This window comes from Serinicoccus kebangsaanensis (assembly GCF_008919445.1).
In the GTDB taxonomy this organism is placed as follows: Bacteria; Actinomycetota; Actinomycetes; order Actinomycetales; family Dermatophilaceae; genus Ornithinicoccus; species Ornithinicoccus kebangsaanensis.
The window spans coordinates 89,099-109,387 of sequence record NZ_VSLG01000008.1; the positions used below are offsets into that span (position 1 = coordinate 89,099).

General features: G+C 72.4%; 20 protein-coding genes. 5 read left to right on the forward strand and 15 right to left on the reverse strand.

Features of this window, described 5'->3' with window-relative positions; genetic code table 11:
• Positions 1 to 15: 15 nt before the first annotated feature.
• Positions 16 to 549 (reverse strand): DUF2231 domain-containing protein, encoded by a 534-nt coding sequence (locus tag FXF60_RS16525; protein ID WP_192796684.1) that lies wholly within the window; start codon positions 547 to 549, stop codon positions 16 to 18.
• Positions 550 to 620: 71 nt separating this feature from the next.
• Here FXF60_RS16525 and FXF60_RS10080 point away from each other — a divergent pair, with 71 nt between their 5' ends.
• A complete protein-coding gene (locus FXF60_RS10080) occupies positions 621 to 1,418 on the forward strand; it encodes an exodeoxyribonuclease III (RefSeq protein WP_151525846.1) in 798 nt (265 codons plus the stop codon).
• An 88-nt stretch (positions 1,419 to 1,506) separates the two neighbouring features.
• Here FXF60_RS10080 and FXF60_RS10085 read toward each other — a convergent pair whose 3' ends face one another.
• The 11 genes from FXF60_RS10085 to FXF60_RS10135 form a co-directional block, all read right to left on the reverse strand.
• Positions 1,507 to 2,724, reverse strand: a complete 1,218-nt coding sequence (locus FXF60_RS10085) for an MFS transporter (RefSeq protein ID WP_238335803.1) — start codon at positions 2,722 to 2,724, stop codon at positions 1,507 to 1,509.
• Entirely contained in the window at positions 2,721 to 3,302 is a 582-nt protein-coding gene (locus FXF60_RS10090) for an HhH-GPD-type base excision DNA repair protein (protein WP_151525847.1), read from the reverse strand. The genes FXF60_RS10085 and FXF60_RS10090 overlap by 4 nt, the downstream gene beginning before the upstream one ends.
• 78 nt (positions 3,303 to 3,380) lie before the next feature.
• Positions 3,381 to 3,758 (reverse strand): VOC family protein, encoded by a 378-nt coding sequence (locus FXF60_RS10095; RefSeq protein ID WP_151525848.1) that lies wholly within the window; start codon positions 3,756 to 3,758, stop codon positions 3,381 to 3,383.
• Positions 3,759 to 3,816: 58 nt separating this feature from the next.
• Positions 3,817 to 5,583: an MFS transporter gene (locus tag FXF60_RS10100; protein ID WP_151525849.1), complete on the reverse strand. Its 1,767-nt coding sequence runs from the start codon at positions 5,581 to 5,583 to the stop codon at positions 3,817 to 3,819.
• Positions 5,583 to 6,326 (reverse strand): LppX_LprAFG lipoprotein, encoded by a 744-nt coding sequence (locus FXF60_RS10105; protein WP_151525850.1) that lies wholly within the window; start codon positions 6,324 to 6,326, stop codon positions 5,583 to 5,585. The genes FXF60_RS10100 and FXF60_RS10105 overlap by 1 nt, the downstream gene beginning before the upstream one ends.
• Before the next feature lie 54 nt (positions 6,327 to 6,380).
• Positions 6,381 to 7,160 (reverse strand): phosphate ABC transporter ATP-binding protein PstB, encoded by a 780-nt coding sequence (pstB, locus tag FXF60_RS10110; RefSeq protein WP_151525851.1) that lies wholly within the window; start codon positions 7,158 to 7,160, stop codon positions 6,381 to 6,383.
• Between the two features lie 22 nt (positions 7,161 to 7,182).
• Positions 7,183 to 8,346 carry a phosphate ABC transporter permease PstA gene (gene pstA / locus FXF60_RS10115; RefSeq protein WP_151525852.1) on the reverse strand — a complete coding sequence of 388 codons (1,164 nt, stop codon included), beginning with the start codon at positions 8,344 to 8,346 and terminating at the stop codon, positions 7,183 to 7,185.
• Positions 8,346 to 9,299, reverse strand: coding sequence for a phosphate ABC transporter permease subunit PstC (gene pstC / locus FXF60_RS10120; protein WP_151525853.1), 954 nt, complete (start codon positions 9,297 to 9,299; stop codon positions 8,346 to 8,348). Before pstC ends, pstA begins: the two co-directional genes overlap by 1 nt.
• 101 nt (positions 9,300 to 9,400) lie before the next feature.
• Positions 9,401 to 10,516, reverse strand: coding sequence for a phosphate ABC transporter substrate-binding protein PstS (gene pstS, locus FXF60_RS10125; protein WP_367889964.1), 1,116 nt, complete (start codon positions 10,514 to 10,516; stop codon positions 9,401 to 9,403).
• A 225-nt stretch (positions 10,517 to 10,741) separates the two neighbouring features.
• Positions 10,742 to 13,312 carry an ATP-dependent chaperone ClpB gene (gene clpB / locus FXF60_RS10130; RefSeq protein ID WP_151525854.1) on the reverse strand — a complete coding sequence of 857 codons (2,571 nt, stop codon included), beginning with the start codon at positions 13,310 to 13,312 and terminating at the stop codon, positions 10,742 to 10,744.
• Between the two features lie 109 nt (positions 13,313 to 13,421).
• A complete protein-coding gene (locus FXF60_RS10135; RefSeq protein WP_151525855.1) occupies positions 13,422 to 14,225 on the reverse strand; it encodes a ZIP family metal transporter in 804 nt (267 codons plus the stop codon).
• Between the two features lie 57 nt (positions 14,226 to 14,282).
• Here FXF60_RS10135 and FXF60_RS10140 point away from each other — a divergent pair, with 57 nt between their 5' ends.
• Positions 14,283 to 14,798: an O-acetyl-ADP-ribose deacetylase gene (locus tag FXF60_RS10140; RefSeq protein WP_151525856.1), complete on the forward strand. Its 516-nt coding sequence runs from the start codon at positions 14,283 to 14,285 to the stop codon at positions 14,796 to 14,798.
• Positions 14,795 to 15,400, forward strand: coding sequence for a GNAT family N-acetyltransferase (locus FXF60_RS10145; protein WP_151525857.1), 606 nt, complete (start codon positions 14,795 to 14,797; stop codon positions 15,398 to 15,400). The genes FXF60_RS10140 and FXF60_RS10145 overlap by 4 nt, the downstream gene beginning before the upstream one ends.
• Positions 15,401 to 15,449: 49 nt before the next feature.
• Here the strand turns inward: FXF60_RS10145 and FXF60_RS10150 are convergent, their stop codons facing one another.
• The 3 genes from FXF60_RS10150 to FXF60_RS10160 all read right to left on the reverse strand — a co-directional run bounded on the left by FXF60_RS10150 (position 15,450) and on the right by FXF60_RS10160 (position 18,847).
• A complete protein-coding gene (locus FXF60_RS10150) occupies positions 15,450 to 16,709 on the reverse strand; it encodes an MFS transporter (RefSeq protein ID WP_151525858.1) in 1,260 nt (419 codons plus the stop codon).
• A complete protein-coding gene (locus tag FXF60_RS10155) occupies positions 16,706 to 17,812 on the reverse strand; it encodes an ATP-binding protein (protein ID WP_151525859.1) in 1,107 nt (368 codons plus the stop codon). Before FXF60_RS10155 ends, FXF60_RS10150 begins: the two co-directional genes overlap by 4 nt.
• A gap of 69 nt (positions 17,813 to 17,881) precedes the next feature.
• A complete protein-coding gene (locus tag FXF60_RS10160) occupies positions 17,882 to 18,847 on the reverse strand; it encodes a threo-3-hydroxy-L-aspartate ammonia-lyase (protein ID WP_151525860.1) in 966 nt (321 codons plus the stop codon).
• A 71-nt stretch (positions 18,848 to 18,918) separates the two neighbouring features.
• Here FXF60_RS10160 and FXF60_RS10165 point away from each other — a divergent pair, with 71 nt between their 5' ends.
• Entirely contained in the window at positions 18,919 to 19,533 is a 615-nt protein-coding gene (locus tag FXF60_RS10165) for a thioredoxin family protein (RefSeq protein ID WP_238335804.1), read from the forward strand.
• Between the two features lies 1 nt (position 19,534).
• Positions 19,535 to 20,272, forward strand: a complete 738-nt coding sequence (locus FXF60_RS10170; RefSeq protein ID WP_151525861.1) for a cytochrome c biogenesis CcdA family protein — start codon at positions 19,535 to 19,537, stop codon at positions 20,270 to 20,272.
• The last annotated feature ends 17 nt before the right edge of the window (positions 20,273 to 20,289 follow it).

Genomic DNA, 20,289 nt, shown 5'->3' on the forward strand with positions numbered 1-20,289 from the left:
CCGGACGAGAGGAGGTCAGCGGCCTCCCCAGACGGAGGAGGAGCCGGTATGCCCCGCCATCGTCACCGACACGACGGCCGCGACCGCCGCGAGGACCGCGAGGACGGAGACGACGACCCGCACCCAGGACGGCCACCGGCCGGAGATCCGGTCCCTGCCCCACTCGGAGTTGACGCCCCAGTACACGACGGTGAGCGCGCCCAGGACGATGCCGGCCCACCCGGTGCGCACCCCCCACATCCCGTGCTCGGACAGCAGGTCCGTGGAGGGGACGTTGCCGTTGGTCAGCAGGTAGTCCCCGGCGCTCTGGGTGAACCGCACCAGGACGGCGCTCACCACCCCGAGGACAGGGAGCCCCCAGCCGAACCACCGGCGGAAGCGCGGCAGCAGCACGGAGAGGATCTGGCCCCCCGCCGTCAGGAGCAGCAGGACGATGGCGAAGTGCACGAGCAACGGATGTGCCGGTAGTCCCATGACCATGGCGACCGCCTCACTCTCGGGTCGAGGATGCACGAGGTCCACCGCGACCGTGCGGTGGCTCTGTCTCACTGTGTCACGGTGGATTCGTCGCCGTCAGGGGATCCGGATGTCGGACCGGAGCCGACGCATACCCTGGTCCGGTGCGTATCGCGACGTGGAACTGCAACAGCATCCGGACCCGCGCGGACCGGGCGGTCGCCCTCCTGGAGCGGCACGACATCGACGTGCTGGCCCTGCAGGAGACCAAGTGCCGGGACGACCAGTTCCCGCTGCTGCCCTTCGAGCAGGCCGGCTACGAGGTCGCGCACGTCGGGCTGAACCAGTGGAACGGCGTCGCCATCCTCAGCCGGCTCGGGCTGGAAGACGTCGAGGTGGGCTTCCCCGGGCAGCCGACGTGGGCCTCCGGGGACGCCGAGGCCGTCGTCGAGGCCCGCGCGATCGGCGCGACGTGCGGCGGGGTCCGGGTGTGGAGCCTCTACGTCCCGAACGGGCGGTCCCTGGACGACCCGCACCTGGACTACAAGCTCCGGTGGCTCGAGGCGCTGCAGGTCGCCGGGTCCGGCTGGCTGGGGCGGGACGCGGACGCGCAGATCGCCCTCATGGGCGACTGGAACATCGCGCCCACGGACGACGACGTCTGGTCCGTGTCCTACTACGAGGGCCGCACCCACACCAGCCCATCCGAGCGGGCCGGTTTCGACGCCGTCGTGGGCGCGGGGTATGCCGACGTCGTGCGGCCGCACACGCCCGGCCCCGGCGTCTACACCTACTGGGACTACACGCAGCTGGCGTTCCCCAAGCGGCGCGGGATGCGGATCGACTTCTGCCTCGGCTCACCGGCCCTGGCGGCACGGGTGGAGGGCGCCTTCATCGACCGCGAGGAGCGCAAGGGCAAGGGCGCCTCGGACCACGCCCCCGTCGTCGTCGACCTCGCCTGACCCGCCCCCACCCGGAGTGCGGTCGGGATAGCACAACCTTCATCGGGAAGTATGCCGATGAAGGTTGTGCTATCCCGTGGTCGGTCCCTCAGCGGCGGGCGTGGATCAGCGCCAGCGGCAGGGTGAGCAGGCAGAGCACGGCAGTGAGCGCCATGCCCGCACCGAAGCCGGCACCCACGGCGACCCACCCCACGAGCAGCGATCCGGTGGCCGTGCCGGTGTCGAAGCCGGCGTTCCACACCGCGCTGGCGGTGCCGACCCGACGAGGCCCCGCCGCCGCGAAGGCCTGCAGCATCGTCAGGGTCTGCAGGGTGCCGTAGCAGAGGCCGACGAAGGCGCACACCGTGATCCAGGCCAGGGCCTGCTCGGTCCCCACCGGGCTGCGCACCAGCCAGGCCAGCCCGGCCAGCACGGCGACGGTGACCACGACAGCGACCGGGACCAGCCGGTCGGTGCCGATCCGGTCGCTCACGGCCCCCACCTGCCACCGCATGACGGCCGCGCCGAGGCCGACGGCGAAGAGGCCGGCAGCGGAGAGCCACGGCACCGAGACCATCTGCGGGGCGAAGGTGATGATCGAGCCGCCCGCGAAGGTGATGCCCAGCAGGATCAGCGTCGGTCGCAGCAGCGCGAGGTAGGTCCGGGAGGTGGCCGCGTCCTCCTCCACCTCGGGGTGGCCGGCGTCGTGGGTCGCGCGCACCGGCAGGTGACGGGCGACCGCCACGCAGGCGGGGATGCCGGCCAGGGGCAGTGCCGCGACGAGGAAGACCGGCCAGAAGGCCACGTCCTCGGCCACCCACCCGCCGATGGGCATGACCAGCACGAGGGGGAGGGACAGGGCCGCCGAGTATGCCCCGACCGCCGCGCCCCGACGCGCCGGCTCCACGAGCAGCACCGCGGCGGCGTTGGCGGCGACGGTCAGCACGCCGAAGCCCACCCCGCGCACCGCCGACAGCACCAGCAGGGCGGCCAGCTCGTCGGTCGCGATGTGCAGCAGGGAGGGCACGCCGAGGAACACCATGCCGAGCGAGAGCACCCAGGCCCAGCCCCAGCGACCGATGGCCCACGGCACCGCGAACTGGGTGGCGACGGTCGTGCCGAGCAGGACGAAGTTGACCATCCCGGCACCGCCACTGTCGGCACCACCGCGCACCGCCCACAGTGGCGCGACGGGGAGCAGGGCGGCATACCCGGAGAACCCACAGAACGCGAGGACTGCGAGCGCCAGCATCCCCGGGGCGGCCCAGACCGAGCCGGGTCCGGGTGGCTCCAGCCGCTCCTCGGGCTCGGGGAGCGCCGCGCTCACGCGCGGGCGGCCTTGGCGGCGGCCTTCTTCTCCTTCTTGTAGGCGCGGACCTGCTGGAGCGAGTCGGCGCCGGTGACGTCGGCGATCGACATGTGCACGCCGTCCTGGCCGTAGTCACCCGCCGCCTCGCGCCAACCCGCGGGCGTGACACCCCGCTGCTTGCCGAGCAGGGCGAGGAAGATCCGGGCCTTCTGGTCACCGAATCCGGGTAGCGCCTTGAGCCGCGTGAGCACCTCCCTGCCGTCGGGGTCCCCCTGGGTCCAGATCGCGACGGTGTCGCCGTCGTAGTCCTGCACCACCGCGGTCGCGAGGTCGTGCACCCGCTGACCCATGGACTTCGGGAAGCGGTGCACCGAGGGCGGTGTCGCGCACAGGGCGATGAACTCCTCGGGGTCGGTCCCGGCGATCGCCGCAGGGTCGACCGAACCCAGCCGCTCGAGGATCTTGCGCGGGCCGTCGAAGGCGACCTCCATCGGGATCTGCTGGTCCAGCAGCATGCCGGTCAGCAGCGCGAACGGGTGCTCGGTGAGGATGCGGTCGGCCTCGGCGTCGCCGACGAGATGCAGGGTGTCGCTCATGCCTCCCAGGGTAGGGCTTGTGCGCCAGGTCCGGCTGGTCGACCAGGGGCGCGAGGTCGTCGGCCAGCTGGCCGGCCGTCAGGTGGGCTCGGCGCCGAGGTGCACCAGGTTGCCGTCGACGTCCCTGACCTGGGCGACCCGCTCGCCCCAGGGCATACCCGTCGGCTCGGCCCGGGAGGAGCCGCCGGCCGCGAGCGCAGCACGGTATGCCTCGTCCACGTCGTCGACGTAGAACCACACCGCGGTGCGGTCGGCCGGCGCGGGCTGGTCCGCGGCGGGGTCGTGGGCGATGCCGATCGAGGCTCCGGAGCCGAAGCTGAGGCTGACGTAGGCGTCCGCGCCGTCCTCCCCGGGGAAGCGGTAGTCCACCACCCCGTCGAAGGTCGCCTGGTAGAAGGCGACCAGGCGGGGCAGGTCGGGGGTCGCGAGGATCGGGAAGAGCGAGCGCACGGCCATCGGCCCAGTATGGCCGTGCGCGGTCTTTGCTGGGCCGACAGGCGAGGGCCGTCCGGCCTCAGTCCGGGCGCGTGTGACCCACCGGGCGCCGGCCCAGGGCGAGGGCGATGACGGCGGCGAGCGCGGCGGCCCAGCCGGCGCCGGTGAGCACCGTCTGCACCTGGATCACCGCCGCGTCCAGCAGGGCGTCGGTGTCGGTGGGGTCGGGTAGGTTGCCGACCTCCAGGTGGAACCGACGCAGACCGAGGGAGGTGAGCAGCGCCAGCCCCACGACCATGCCGACCATGCGGGCCACGACGACGAGCGAGCTCACGGTCCCGTGACCGTCCTCACGGGCGTCCGCCAGGGCCGCGTCGTTGACCGGGGCGATCGCCAGGCCGACCCCCAGGCCGGCGCCGACGAGGGCCAGCGTGGTGCCGAGGACCTCGTCAAGCGAGGCACGCTCCCACCGCGCCATCGCGAAGATGGAGACCGCGGCGACCGCCAGGCCGGGTGCGGCGACGAGGCCGGGGCCGACCCGTCGCAGCAACCAGCCGCCGAGCAGCGCCCCCACCGGCACGGCCACGAGGAATCGGACGAGCACCAGCGCCGCGTCGGTCTCGTCGGTGCCCTGCGTCAGTCGCGACAGCAACGGCACGTCGACGACGATCGCGACGATCGCCGCGCCGACGAGCAGGCTCACGAGCAGCGCGGGCCAGACCCGGCGGCGCACCACGCCCGTCGGGATCAGCGGGGCGGCCGCGACGCGTTGGCGGACCAGGAAGGCCACGGTGGCCGCGGCGCCCAGCGGCAGCAGCCAGACACCCCACGGCCCGAGCACCTCCTCCTCCGGGTTCGCCGTCGAGAAGGTCAGCACGAGCGAGCCCAGCGCCACGGCGACGAAGGTCGCGCCCAGCAGGTCGGCCCGGAGCAGCAGGGGCAGCCATCGGGGTGAGGTGAGGAGCACGAGCAGCAGGGTCACCCCGGCCGCCACCGCACCCACCGGCGTCGCGACGCGCGACCCGCCGGCGGCGTCGAAGGGCACGAACGGCGCGCCCAGCTCGATCGAGGTGGTCAGGGCCTCGGGGGCCCACAGCGTGAGCGTCCAGAGCGCTGCCGCGAGGACGCCCAGCAGGTATGCCGCGCCCCGGAGCAACCACGGACGACGCCCGGTGGGCTTCTGGCCGGCCACGGGCGACGCCCGGTCGGCCGTGGGGGAACCCTCCGCGACGCCCGGTCGGGGTGAGGGGCGGATGAGTGCGACCCCCACCAGCGCCAGCAGGCCCAGCGCGACGTTCAGCCAGAAGATCTCCCGCCAGCCCGCCACCGCCAGCACGAGGGCCCCGAGCAACGGCCCGAGGACCGAGCCCAGCTCCTGCACCGCGCCGACGGCGCCGAGCGGCATACCGCGTCGACCGGGCGGCCACAGGTCGGCCACCAGCGCCAACGTCGCCGGCACCAGCCCGCCGCCGCCCAGCCCCTGCAGGAAGCGGCCGCCGACCATCACCGGCAGCTCGACGGCGGCCGCGGTGACCGCCGAGCCGATGACGAAGATCACCAGGCACCACAGCAGGATGCGGCGCCGGTCGACCAGGTCCGAGATCCGCCCGATCAACGGCAGCACCGCGATGTAGCCCAGCAGGAAGCCGGAGATGATGGGGGTGCCCCGCTGCAGCGACTCGATCCCCACACCGACCCCGGCCATCATGTCGGTCAGTGCCAGCACGACGACATAGGTGTCCGCCGCGGCCAGCGCGACCGCGAGCGCGGCGACGGTGAGCAGCGTCCGGGCACCCCGCGCGGGACGCGCCGCCCCCGGGGAGAGCCCCCGCTCCCCCGCCGCCACTACGGCTGGGTGACCGTGACCGGCTCGCCGTAGGCGTCCAGCGTCACGGTGTAGGTGGAGGTCGTCGGCGGGTAAAACGGCCCGGTGATCTCGACGCTGCGGACCTGCCAGCTCTCTTCGACGAGGCCGTAGGTCACGTCGAACGCGGACTCGGCGTCCCCGGCGTAGAGCAGGTCGGTCACGGTCTCGCCGGGCAGGGTGCCGACGACTTCCTGCACGACCTCGGCACCGGCCCGCGCGCGCTCGCCGAACTGCGGGTCCTGGGTCTGCGTGAGCAGCCCCACCAGCCCGCTCTCCGGGTCGAACAGGGTGGCCGGGTCCGGCACGCCGAGCTCGGCCGGGTCGGTGTTGACGTGCGCCGGGACGTAGGGCAGCTTCACCCAGAGGTCGCCGTCGAGCGCGACGGTCGGGATGTCCGCCTGGACGCCGGCGACGACCGCGGTGATGGTCCCGTCGAAGGCGGGCGGCTCCATGGTGCCGCTGCCGTCGGCGCTGATGATGTAGGAGTTCTCGTCCTCGGGCAGGTCGGTGCCGGACAGCGTCAGGTGCACCGATCCCGCCGCGGTGAGGACCTCGTGCGCCTGCTCGAGCCGGTCCTGCGCGGTCGGCGGTGGCGGCGCGGACGTGGTCGCGGTCTCCTCGCCGTCGCCGTCGGAACAGCCGCCGAGCGCGATCGCGGCGGCGATCCCCACCACCCCGAGCACGCGCATGCCGCGGGTATGCCGTCCGCCGGGTGCGCTCATACCTCCAGTATCACGCACGGACGCCCCGCAGACCGTGCGGCCGGTCGGGGTGGGTCAGCCGAAGCGGCCGGAGATGTAGTCCTCGGTCGCCTGCTGGCTGGGGTTGTTGAAGATGTTCTGGGTGGTGTCGTACTCGACGAGCTCGCCGGGCTTGCCGGTGGCCTCCAGGTTGAAGAAGCCGGTCTTGTCCGAGACGCGCGCCGCCTGCTGCATGTTGTGCGTGACGATGACGACGGTGTAGTCGACCTTGAGCTCGTTGATGAGGTCCTCGATCGCCAGCGTCGAGATCGGGTCCAGCGCCGAGCACGGCTCGTCCATGAGGATGACCTCGGGCTGGATCGCGATGGCGCGGGCGATGCACAGCCGCTGCTGCTGGCCGCCGGACAGGCCCGAGCCGGGCTTGTCGAGCCGGTCCTTGACCTCGTTCCACAGGTTGGCGCCGCGCAGCGCCTTCTCGGTGAGCTCGTCGGCGGCCTTGCCCGAGATCCGCTTGCTGTTGAGGCGCACCCCGGCCAGGACGTTCTCCTTGATCGACATCGTCGGGAACGGGTTCGGTCGCTGGAAGACCATGCCGACCTGGCGGCGCACGTCGACCGGGTCGACGTTGCGGGCGTAGAGGTTCTGGCCGTCGATCGCGACCTCGCCCTCGACCCGGGCGCCCGGGATCACCTCGTGCATGCGGTTCAGCGTCCGCAGGAAGGTGGACTTGCCGCAGCCGGAGGGGCCGATGAAGGCGGTCACCGAGCGGGGCTCGATCGACATGGTGACGTCCTTCACGGCGTGGAAGTCGCCGTAGAAGATGTCGAGGTCGGTGACGTCGATGCGCTTGGACATGGGTATGCAGTGTCTCCTGTGGTCAGCGGCCGGTCTTCGGCGCGAACAGCGTGGCGATGAGCCGGGCGAGCAGGTTGAGGGCGATGACGAGCAGGACGAGCAGCAGGGCGGCGGCCCACGCACGCTCCAGGCTCGGCTCCCGCACCGCCGGGCTCAGCGGCTTGGTGAACATGAAGTAGGCGTAGACGGCCAGGGTGTTCATCGGGCCGTCGAAGGGGTTCCAGTTGAGACCGCGCGCGTAGCCGATGGCCACGAGCAGGGGCGCCGTCTCGCCGATGACGCGGGCGATGGCCAGGGTCACGCCGGAGGCCAGCCCGGAGGCCGCCGTCGGCAGGACCACCTTGGCGATGGTGCGCCACTTGGGCACCCCCAGCGCCAGCGCGGCCTCGCGCAGCTCGTTGGGCACGATCCGCAGCATCTCCTCGCTGTTGCGCACCACCGTCGGGATCATGAGGACCGACAGCGCCACCGCTCCGGCGAGGCCCATCTTGGCGTCCCGGATCCCGAAGATCTGGGTGAACAGCGCGAAGGCGAAGAGGCCGGCGACGATCGAGGGGATGCCGGTCATGACGTCGACGAGGAAGCGGATGCCCCGGCCCAGCCGCCCGCCGGCGCCGTACTCGACGAGGTAGATCGCGGTGAACATGCCGATCGGGACCGAGATGAGGGTGGCCAGGCCGGTGATGAGCAGCGTGCCCATGATGGCGTGGTAGGCACCGCCCACGAAGCCTGCGCTGCCCTCGGCATACTGCTGGTCGTTGAGCCCGGTGACGCCGTTCATCGTCTGGCTGAGGAAGTCGGGGTCGAACGCGCGGCCCGCTCCCTGGCCGATCACCGTCCACAGCACCGAGGCCAGCGGCACGACGGCGCAGACGAAGGCGAAGTAGACCAGGCTGCGGACGAGGTGGTCGACGGCGACCCGTGCCCCACCGATCCGGCGGTAGGTCACGTAGATCGCGCCGAGGTAGAGGACGAAGGACAGCAGCAGGGCAGCGGCGACGTGGAGGCCGAGGCCCAGCCACAGCACCAGGGCCACCACAGCCGACGCACCGGCGATGACGAGCGCCGGGCGACGACCCGCAGGGTGCACCTGCGAGGGGACGATGCCGCTGACGTCGTCCAGCCGGGAGTGGTGGATGTCGCCACCGGAGGGTGGTGAGGCGGGGGTCTGGGTGGGCGTGCTCATCAGTTGGCTCCGGAGAACTCGGCGCGACGGTCCACGATCCATCGGGCGAAAAGGTTGACCCCGAGGGTGATGACGAAGAGCACCAGCCCGGCCGCGATGAGCTCGGACAGGCGCAACCCGGCTGCCTCGGGGAAGTTCAAGGCGATCTCGGCCGGGATCGTGGAGTTGCCGTTGCCGATGAGGTTCCAGGTGAAGACGCCGGGGGCAAGGATGATCGCCACCGCCATCGTCTCCCCCAGCGCCCGGCCCAGGCCGAGCATCGTCCCGCCGATGACGCCAGGCATCCCGAACGGCAGGACCGCGGTGCGGATCATCTCCCACTGGGTGGCGCCGAGGGCGAGCGCGGCCTCTTCGTGCAGGCGCGGGGTCTGCAGGAAGACCTCGCGGGACACCGAGGTGATGATGGGCAGGATCATCACCGCCAGCACGATGGAGGCGGTCAGCAGGGTGCGCCCGGTCGAGCTCGCGTCCGCGAAGAGGGGGACGAAGCCGAGGTACTTCTCCAGCCAGTCGAAGAGAGGCACCAGCCGCGGGGCGAAGACCGCCATGCCCCACATGCCGAAGACGACGGAGGGCACGGCCGCCAGCAGGTCGATGACGAAGCCGATGCTCTTGCCCAGCCGGCGGGGTGCGTAGTGCGAGACGAACAGCGCGATCCCCACCGCGATCGGGGTCGCGAGGACCATGGCGATGAGCGAGGCGACAACGGTGCCGAAGACCAGGGGGGCGACGTAGGACCAGAAGCCACGGCCACCGCTGATCTCCTCCGTGGGCGCGGTGAGCGCCGGGATGGCCTCGACGACGAGGAAGAGGGCGACGCCGGCCAGGATGAGCAGGATGAGGACCGCGGAGCCGACGGAGGCGCCGGAGAAGAACAGGTCTCCGGGACGTCGCACCGCACGGGCGCTGCCGCGGTCACGCCGCGTGGGCGTGGCAGGGGCCTTCGCGTTCATGGGGTTCCTTCACGGGAGGAGAGAGGGGAGAGACGCGGCCCGACCGGCGGTCGACGCGGGGTCGACCGCCGGTCCATGGTGCCAGGTCGGACGCTCAGGTGTCAGCCGCCCTGGATGGTGTCGATGAGGGCCAACGCCTTCTCGCGGGTGTCCGCAGAGATCGGCGCGGAGCCGGCGGCGTCGGCCGCCGCCTGCTGGCCCTCCTCGGAGACGACGTAGGTCAGGACGTCCTTGACGAGGTTGGCCCGCGCCGGGTCGTCGTAGGAGGTGCAGGCGATGTGGTAGCTGACCAGGACGATCGGGTAGGCACCGGACTCGGTGGTGTCGCGGGCCAGCTCCAGGGCCATGTCGCCCTCGACGCCGGTGTCGGCCGGCTCGGAGGCGTCGACCACCTTGGCGGCGGCCTCCGGGGAGAAGTCGACGAACTCCTCGCCGACGCCCACCGCGGCGGCCTGGCCGGTGACGACCGAGGCGTCGGCATACCCGATGGTGCCCTCGTTGTCGTTGATGACCTGGATGACGCCGGTGTTCTGCGCGGCGGCCTCGGCCGGGACCGGCCAGGCGGCGTCCGCCTCGTGCGGCCAGGAGTCGGGGGCGGCGGCCGAGAGGTACTCCATGAAGTTCTCGGTCGTGCCCGAGTCGTCGGAGCGGTGCACGACGGTGATCTCGGTGTCGGGCAGCTCGGCGTCGGGGTTGTCCTCGGCGATGGCCGGGTCGTTCCAGGTCGTGATGTCCTGGTTCATGATCTGGGCCAGCGTGTCGGGGGAGAGCTGCAGGTTGTCGACACCGGGCAGGTTGTAGGGCACGGCGACCGGGGAGATGTAGACGGGGATGTGCAAGGCGCCACCCTCACCGCACGACTCCTTGACGGCCTCGCGCTCCTCCTCGTCGAGGTAGGCGTCGGAACCGACGAAGTCGGAGGCGCCGGCGATGAGGTTCTCGCGGCCGGCGCCGGACCCGACGGAGTTGTACTGGAGGGTGACCTCGGGCTGGACGCCGCTGTAACCGGCGATCCAGGCGGTCATCGCGGCCTCCTGCGAGGAGGCGCCGGAGGCGAGCACGTCGCCGGACATCTCCTCGGAGCCGCCCTCCTCCGCGCTGGAGTCCTCGGAGCCGCCCTCCGCGTTGGCGGTGGGGTCGTCGTTGCCGCAGGCGGCAAGCGTGAGGGAGGCCGCCATCGCAACGGCGACGGCGGGACCAAAGCGGTGAAGCTTCACGGGGTACCTCTCTGAAAACGTCTGTCAGGTCCGCGCCGCGTCAGATGGGGCCGAGGGCGCGGAGGCGGCGTCGCCAACCGCGGTCGACGATAGGGAGCGGACGTGACGCGCTCGGGCGCCTCAGGTGAATGCGGCGTGAACGAGGACCGAAGATCACGGACGCGCGCGGCTGACCCGCACCGCATCGGTGCAGGTCAGCCGCATCGTGAGAGGTATGCCGTCGGCTCAGCGCAGGAGCAGGTCGCCTCCGCTCTCGTCGACGTCGACGACGACCTGTGCGCCGTCCCGGACCTCGCCGGCAAGCAGCCCCTGGGCCAGCCGGTCCCCGATCTGGGTCTGCACCAGGCGGCGCAGCGGCCGGGCCCCGTAGGCGGGGTCGAAGCCACGCTCGGCCAGCCACCGGGAGGCCGCGTCGGTCACCTCGAGGGTAATCCGGCGACCCTCCAGCCGGCGGCTCAGCTCGGCCACCTGGAGCCCGACGATCGTGGCCAGCTCGTCCTGGCTGAGCGGGTCGAAGATCACGACCTCGTCGAGCCGGTTGAGGAACTCGGGCTTGAAGCTGGCGCGGACCGCGCTCATGACCTGCTCCCGCTTGGTGGCCTCGTCGGTGGTGGGGTCGATGAGGAACTGGCTGCCCAGGTTGGAGGTCATCACGAGGATGACGTTGCGGAAGTCGACGGTGCGCCCCTGGCCGTCGGTGAGCCGGCCGTCGTCGAGCACCTGCAGCAGGATGTCGAAGGTCTCCGGGTGCGCCTTCTCGACCTCGTCCAGCAGCACGACCGAGTAGGGCCGGCGCCGGACGGCCTCGGTGAGCTGCCCGCCCTCGTCGTACCCGACATACCCGGGGGGTGCGCCGATGAGGCGCGCGACCGCGTGCCTCTCGGCATACTCCGACATGTCGATGCGGACCATCGCCCGCTCGTCGTCGAAGAGGAAGTCCGCCAGGCTCTTGGCGAGCTCGGTCTTGCCGACCCCGGTGGGGCCGAGGAAGAGGAAGGAGCCGGTCGGCCGGTCCGGGTCGGAGATCCCGGCGCGCGCGCGGCGGACGGCGTCGCTCACGGTGCGCACGGCGCGCCGCTGCCCGATGAGCCGCTGCCCGATGACGTCCTCCATCCGCAGCAGCTTCTCCGTCTCGCCCTCGAGCAGCCGCCCGGCGGGGATGCCGGTCCAGGCGGAGATGACGTCGGCGATGTCGTCGGCGCCCACCTCGTCCTTGACCATCGGCACGCCCTGGGTCTCGACGCTAAGCGCCGACTCCTCCTCCTGCGCCGCGACGAGCTCGGTCTCGGCGGCCGGGATCTCGCCGTAGAGCAGCCGCGAGGCACCCTCGTAGTCGCCCTGCCGCTGCAGCCGCTCGGCCTGGGTGCGCAGGTCGTCCAGCCGCGCCTTGAGCTCACCGACGCGGTTGAGCCCGCCCTTCTCGGCCTCCCAGCGGGCGGTGAGCGCGGCGAGCTCCTCGCGCCGGTCGGCGAGGTCGGCGCGCAGCTTGGCCAGCCGCGCGCGGGAGGCGTCGTCGTCCTCGCGGGCGAGGTGCATCTCCTCCATCGTCAGGCGGTCCACCTGCCGCTGCAGCTCGTCGATCTCGACCGGGGAGGAGTCGATCTCCATCCGCAGCCGGGAGGCGGCCTCGTCGACGAGGTCGATGGCCTTGTCCGGCAGCTGACGTCCGCTGATGTAGCGGTCGGACAGGTCCGCGGCGGCGACGAGCGCGGAGTCGGCGATGGCGACCTTGTGGTGCGCCTCGTAGCGCTCCTTGAGGCCGCGCAGGATGGCGATGGTGTCCTCGACGCTGGGCTCGCCCACGAAGACCTGCTGGAACCGGCGCTCCAGCGCGGGGTCCTTCTCGATGTTCTCGCGGTACTCGTCCAGGGTCGTCGCGCCGACCATCCGCAGCTCGCCCCGCGCCAGCAGCGGCTTGAGCATGTTGCCGGCGTCCATCGAGGAGTCGCCGCTGGCGCCCGCGCCGACGACGGTATGCAGCTCGTCGATGAAGGTGATGACCTGACCGTCGCTGCCGGTGATCTCGGCGAGGACCGCCTTGAGCCGCTCCTCGAACTCGCCGCGGTACTTCGCGCCCGCGACCATGGAGCCCAGGTCCAACGAGATCAAGGTCTTGTCCCGCAGCGACTCGGGCACGTCCCCGGCGACGATCCGCTGGGCGAGGCCCTCGACCACGGCGGTCTTGCCGACGCCCGGCTCACCGATGAGCACCGGGTTGTTCTTCGTGCGCCGGGACAGCACCTGGACGACGCGGCGGATCTCCGAGTCGCGCCCGATGACCGGGTCCAGCCTGCCCTCGCGGGCCAGGGAGGTGAGGTCGGTGCCGTACTTCCCCAGCGCGTCGAAGGTCGACTCCGGGTCGGCCGAGGTGACCGGCTTGCCCCCGCGCAGCGCCGGGATGCGCTCGGCGATGGCGTCCGCGTCCAGCCCGGCGAAGGCGCCGGAGCGGGCCAGCGCGAGCAGCAGGTGGTCGGTCGACACGAAGGTGTCGCCCATGGCCGACATGGCGTCCTGCGCACCCTTCACCACGGCGTGCATGGCCCGGGAGAGCCCCGGGTTGCCCATGCTGCTGCCGCTGGCCGAGGGCAGCGCCGCCAGCGCGGACCGCGCCGCCTCCCGGGCCTGGTCGGTCGAGCTCCCGCTCGCCTCCAGCAGCGGGGCGGTCGTCGTGTCCCCCTGCTGCGCCAGCGCGGCCAGCAGGTGGCCCGGCTCGACCTGCGCGTGCCCGGCGGCCGCGGCGTCCCGCACCGCGGTGGACAGCGCTTCCTGCGCCTTCGTGGTCAGATTGAGATCCATCGCTGTTGTCATGCTCCTCGTGCTCGTGGCCTGCCCGGCCACTCCCCTGTCGGTGTCTACTGGAGTCAACGCGTCAAAGTTGAGTCTATTCCACTCAACTCTGGTCCGCTCACAGGCTGAGCAGCGCGAGCGAGAGCACCATCACCACGGCCCCCAGGAAGAAGCCGACGAGCAGGTCCCGGCGGCGACGGGCATACCTCATCGCGGTGGGCAGCAGCTCGACCACGCTGACCGCGATCATCATCCCGGCGACCAGCGCCAGCGACAGGTCCACCCATTCCAGCGGCAGCAGCACCCGCAGCGCGAGGTAGCCCAGCACGGCGCCCAGCGGCTCGGCCAGCCCGGAGAGGGCGGCCCACAGCATCGCCCGGGCACGGCTCCCGGTGGCTGCGTAGATCGGGGCGGCGACGACCATCCCCTCGGGCACGTTGTGGATCGCGATGGCGACGGCGAGGATCACCCCGCCCGTCGGGTCCTCGAGGGTGGAGACCAGCGTGGCCAGGCCCTCGGGCAGGTTGTGCAGGCCCACGACCGCCGCCAGCAGCAGGCCGGTGCGCAGCAGTCCCAGGTCGAGCGCGCCGGACCGGATGCGGCGCAGGTCCTCACCACCCCCGGCCTCGGCCGGGCTGAGCCGGTGCGGCATGAGGTGGCAGAGGAGGTGGACGAGCGCGGCCCCGACGGCCATCGCGCCGAGCACCCAGGCGAGCGCGGCCTGCTCACCCACGAGGTCGGCGAGAGCATCCAGCGCCGACGGGGCGATCTCGACGACGGAGATGGTGATCATCACCCCGGCCGCGAAGCACAGCGCCGCGGCCATCACGCCAGGATGCAGCGCCTGACGGCGCGTCCCGAGCCAGCCGCCGACACAGGTGGACAGGCCGGCCAGCACGGTGACGAGCAGCGCGAACGCCACGTCGAACCTCCTCCTGGTGGCCGTGCGAAGTATGCCGGATCGCGACACCATGACGTCATGGACCTCTCGGCAGCGCTCGGTGACATCACGACCGTCGACGTGGACGCGGTGGTCAACGCCGCCAACTCGACCCTGCTCGGCGGCGGTGGCGTCGACGGGGCGATCCATGCCGCGGCCGGGCCGGAGCTGCTCGAGGAGTGCCGCCGGGTGCGGGCCGCCCGCTGGCACGACGGGCTCCCGGTCGGCGAGGCGGTGGCGACCGGCGCGGGGAGGATGCCGGCCCGCTGGGTGATCCACACCGTGGGGCCCAACCGGCATCGTGGCCAGACCGACCCCGACCTGCTGGCCTCCTGCTTTGGGCGCAGCCTGGAGGTCGCGCAGGAGATCGGTGCGCGGTCCGTCGCCTTCCCGGCGATCAGCGCCGGGGTCTACGGCTGGGATCCCGGCGAGGTGGCCGAGGTCGCCGTGGCGACGGTGCGGCATGCCGCGGACGCCGTGCCGGGTGTGCAGGAGGTGCGCTTCGTGCTCTTCGGCGAGGACGTGCTCGAGCACTTCGAGCGGGCGCTGGCGTGAGCCCACCGGACCTCACCCACACCCCCGTGCTGCGTGGAGAGCTGGTCGAGCTGCGTCCGGTCACGCCCGCCGACGTCGCCCGGCTGCACGCGCTCATGGGTGACCTCGAGGTGTCCCGCCTGACGGGCTCGATCCACGCCGACGACGAGGTGGACGAGCTGCCCTGGAGCGTCGACCAGCTGCAGGCGATCTATGCCCGCTGGGCCACCGACGTGGACAGGGTGGTCTGGGCGGTGGTGGACCGCGAGAGCGACCAGGTGGTCGGCGAGAGCGTGCTGCTGGACCACGATCCCGGCAACGCCTCCATCGGGTTCCGGATCTGGATCAGCGGCGCCCGCGGGCGTGGGCTGGGCACGGAGGCGACCCGGCTGAGTGTGCGGCACGCGATCGAGGAGCTCGGGCTGCACCGGGTGGAGCTCGAGGTGTATGCCTTCAACCCCCGCGCGCGGCACGTCTACGAGAAGGTCGGTTTCGTGCTCGAGGGCACCAGGCGGGAGGCGCTGCGGTATGCCGACGGCTGGGTCGACTGCCACGTCATGGGGCTGCTGGCGAGCGACTGGGCCGGTTCCCACGACGCCCAGCCCCCTCCCCCTGGGGAGTGACCACGGCATAGCACAACCCTCATCGGCAAACTTCCCGATGGAGGTTGTGCTATCCCGTGGTCACTTCCGGAGGGGAGGGGGCAGACGGTGCGGGAGACGCCGCTCGGGCGAGGGTCTCGGGGGCGCGGAGCCAGACCAGCCCACCCAGGACGCACACCACCCCGGTCACCGCGAGGGCCGTCCCGAAGCCGACGAGGTCGACCACCAGGCCGGTCAGCACCGGCCCGACGATCACCCCGGCGTCGGTGACCATCTGGTAGGTGGACAGCACGGTGCCGCCGTTGCGCTCCTGCCCGACGATGTCCGCCAGCGCGGCCTGCTCCGACGGGTTGACGAAGCCGGCGCCGATGCCGGAGACGAAGCTCAGCACCAGCAGGACCAGCAGTGACGTGGTCGCCCCCAGCCCGGGCAGCAGGCTCAGCCCGAGGCCTCCGAGCGCCAGGCCGGAGATGATCATCCCGGCGATGATGAGCGGTCGGCGGCCGACCCGGTCGGAGAACCGCCCGGTGACCTGCAGCGTGATCGCCGTGCCCAGCGCCGCGGTCGTCAGCGTCGCGCCGGCCACCCACGTCTCGTCGCGCACCGCGGCGGCCAGCAGCGGGATCACCGCCATCCGGACGCCGAGGTTGGCCCACCCGTTCGCCACCCCGCACGCCAGCACGGCACGGTATGCCGGGTTCCCCAGCGCCTCCCGCACCGTCAGGACGGGGCGGTCGGCCTCCCCCGGTGGCGGCCGCAGCCGCGCTCCCCCGAGCCCGACGCCCACGACGAGCGCGGCGACGACCAGGGCGACGGCATACACGACGAAGGGCAGGCGCATCCCCCACCCGGCGAGGAGGCCGCCGATGACCGGCCCCACCATGCTGCCGATGATGAACGCGCTGCCCCACAGCGAGGACACGCGACCGCGGATGCCCGGCGGCGCGAGCCGCACCAGCAGCGCGATCGCGGAGATGGTGAACATCGTCGACCCCAGGCCACCCAGCCCGCGGAAGACGAGCAGCTGCCAGTAGCTCTGCGCGAACGCGGTGGCCAGCGACGAGGCGGCGACGACGAGCAGCCCGGTGAGGTAGACCGGCCGCTCGCCCAGCCGCTGCACGAGCCGGCCGCCCGCGGGCGCGAAGACGAGCCGGCAGAAGGCGAAGGCGGAGACGACGATGGTGGCGGCCGTGGCCCCCACGTCGAAGGACCGCGCGAAGCCCGGCAGCACGGGCGAGACCAGCCCGAAGCCGACGGCGATGACGAAGGAGGCGCCGACGAGGATCCAGACCTCGGACGGTATGCGGATCCGCTCGGTCGTGGCGCTCACCCGCGCCTCAGGTGCTCGCGCAGGTAGGGGAGCGCGACGTCCACCAGGCCGTGCCCGGCGGGAGCGATCAGCTCCCGGTCGATGAGTCGGCTCCGGACCACGTTGCCGTGCTGCTTGCTGACGCCGAGCCGCGCCGCGACCTCGCCGGTCGAGGAGGGTCCGTCGTCGGCCGCCATCGCCCGCAGGTAGTCGAGCTGGCCCTGCGGCACCTGGCGCAGTGCGGGCGTGTGGACCAGCCGGCTCATCCGGTCCACCACGAGGGGCAGCGTGGTCCCGACGTCGGTGGCGGTGATGACCTCGTCGTCTCCGGCGGCGCGCCAGGCCTGGTAGCCGACGAGCTGCAGCAGGTAGGGGTAGCCGTGGGCGATCTCGCTCAGCCGCTCCGCGCCCTCGGGGCTGATCACCCGCCCCGCCTCGCGCACCGTCCGGACGGCGGCGTCCCGGACCTCGTCGTGGCGCAGCGGGGTGAGGTCGACCCGCTCGGCCCGCCGCAGGAAGGTGGACCCCTGCTGGTCGAGCAGCGTGCCGATGCCCACCGGCAGCCCGGCCCCGACGAAGGCGACCTCCCGCTCGTCGCGCAGCAGGTGCTGGTATGCCGACGCGAGCCGGGCCACGTCGTCGATCGGTGCGGCCTGCACCTCGTCGAGGGTCAGCAGCACGCCGGTGCCGTGCGACTCGGCGATCTCGGTCAGGCGCTCCAGCATGCTGCCCACGCTCTGGCTGGCGGGATAGGTCTGCGAGATCTCGGTCGACACCGATCCCACGGGGCCGATCCCGGCGCCGGTCACCCGGCGCTGCTCGGCCCCGGGGTCGTGCTCGGCCAGCCGGGCGGGCAGGAGCGTGCGCTCCAGCTCGGCCAGGAGCCCCGGACCCTCGGGCAGCCGCAGCACGTGCCAGCCGCGTGTCCGGGCGCGCTCCTCCAGCTCGTTGAGCACGACGGTCTTGCCCATCCCCCGGGCACCGCTGACCAGGATGGACCGCATCGGCGAGCCCGGGCCCTCGTCGAGCGCGACGTCGAACTCGTCCAGCAGGTCACCGCGCCCGACCACGACGCGTGGGCTGGCGCCGAAGCTGGGGCGGAAGGGGTTGCCGCGCCTCGTCACCGGTCATTTCCTCCTCGGGTCAGCGGGCTGTTTCATCTGTTATACCAGCCTCGGTGAGTTTTACTTGTTTTACTCACCCAGGAGCTCGGCATACCGCCGGACGTCCACGTTGCCCCCGGTGAGCACCACGCCGACGCGCTCCCCCGGGCGGACCGGGACCGCGCCGCTGCGCAGACCGGCCAGCCCGAGCACCCCGGTCGGCTCCACCACCTGCTTCAGCGTGCCGGCCACCAGACGCATCGCCTGCACCAGCTCGGCGTCGGTCGCGGTCACGACCTCCTCCACCCCCGACGCCAGGATCGGGAAGGTCAGCTCGCCCAGATGCTGCGTCTGCGCCCCGTCGGCGATGGTGACCGGCGTCTCGATGTGGACGATCCGACCCTCCTGCAGGGATCGGCGGGCGTCGTCCCCGGCGGCCGGCTCGACGCCGTAGATCCGGACACCCGGCGAGAGCTCGCGCGCGGCCAGGATCGACCCGGACAACAGACCTCCGCCGCCGAGCGGGGTCACGAGCACGTCGAGCGGCCCGGCGTCCTCGACGAGCTCCTTGACCGCGGTGCCCTGACCGGCGATGACGTGCGGATGGTCGTAGGGCGGGACCACCGTCGCCCCGGACTCCGCGGCCAGGTCGGCACCGATCTGCTCCCGGTCCTGGGTGTAGCGGTCGTAGCGGACCACCCGCGCCCCGTAGCCCTGGGTCGCCTCGACCTTGAGCTGCGGGGCGTCGTGCGGCATGACGATGGTGGCGGGTATGCCCAGCTCCCGGGCCGCGAGCGCGACCGCCTGCGCGTGGTTGCCCGAGGAGTAGGCCACGACGCCGGCCCGTCTGCTCGCGGCGTCGAGGGCGGAGAGCGCCGTGTAGGCCCCACGGAACTTGAAGGCGCCCACCCGCTGGAGGTGCTCGGCCTTGAGCAGCACGCTCGCGCCGACCTCCTCGTCCAGCCGCCGGGAGGTGAGGACGGGGGTCCGGTGGGCGACGCCGGCGATCACGGCCGCGGCCGCCTCGACGTCGGCATACGAGAGCGGCGCGGTCATGACCGAAAGCCTGCGACACCCGTAAGGAATCGGCAACACCGTTCCCCGCCGGCCCCGAGCAGGCTGGAGCCATGACACGCACCCCAGTGACCACGATCGCCGCGCTCGCCACCGCCCTGGTGCTGGCCTCCTGCGGCAGCACCGATGCCGGGTCGGGCGACGAGGCCTCCCCGGCGTCGACCTCCGAAGACATGGCCTCCGAGGAGATGGACGACGAGATGGCCTCCGAGGACACGGACGACGACATGGCCTCAGAAGACATGGACGACGACATGGCCTCAGAAGACATGGACGACGACATGACCTCCGAGGACGACATGGACGAGGGCGAGGAGATGGATGAGGAGGGCGAGCAGGCGATGCCGATGAGCGGCTACGTCGACCACGGCGCCTATGCCGCGGACCCCGCCGCCTACCACCAGGACGGGCAGCCCGTCGTGCTCTTCTTCCACGCCGACTGGTGCCCGGACTGCCGCGCCACCGACGAGAGCCTCACGACGGACGGTGTGCCCGAGGGCCTCACCGTCGTCAAGGTCGACTACGACACCATGACCGACCTGCGGCAGACCTATGGCGTGACCCAGCAGCACACCTTCGTCCAGGTCGACGCCGAGGGCGCGGAGCTCGGCACCTGGACCGGCGTCACCACCGGCGAGGAGATCCTGGCTCAGACCGAGGGCTCCTGAGTTGCTGGCGCTGCTGGGCGCTCTGGTGGCGGGCGTCCTGACCACGCTCGCTCCGTGCGTGCTCCCGCTGCTGCCGGTCATCGTCGGCGGCTCGCTGGCCAGCGACGCCTCCCCGGCCGCCCAGCGCCGGCGCGCGGTCGTGGTGGCCGGCTCGCTGAGCCTGTCGGTCGCCGCCTTCACCCTCCTGCTCAAGGGCACCACGGCCCTCATCGGGGTGCCACCGGGGGTCTGGCGCTGGCTCTCCGGAGGGATCCTGCTCGCCCTGGGCGCGGCGATGCTCCTCCCGGCCGCGTGGGAGCGCGCCAGCGCCGCCCTGCGGCTCGCCTCGCGCAGCCAGGCGGGCCTGCGCTCGGCGCGTCGGCGTGAGGGGGTGGTCGGCCAGGTCCTCACCGGCGCCGCCCTCGGCCCGGTCTTCTCCTCCTGCAGCCCGTTGTATGCCTACGTCGTGGTGACGGTGCTCCCCGCCGAGCCCGGCTACGGGCTGGCCCTGCTCACGGCATACTGCCTCGGTCTCGGGGGCACCCTGCTGGCCGTCGCGATCGCCGGCCAGTCGCTCGTCCGGCGGCTGGGCTGGGCGGCCGACCCCCGCGGCTGGCTGCAGCGCAGCCTCGGCCTGGTCTTCGTCCTCGTCGGTCTCGTGGTCGGCCTGGGCTGGGACCGTGACCTGCAGGCGTGGATCCTCGAGCACTCGCCGGTCGCCCCGTGGGAGCTGGACTCCGGCTTCATCCCGGAGCTCTGAGCGGGCGGCGCCACCAT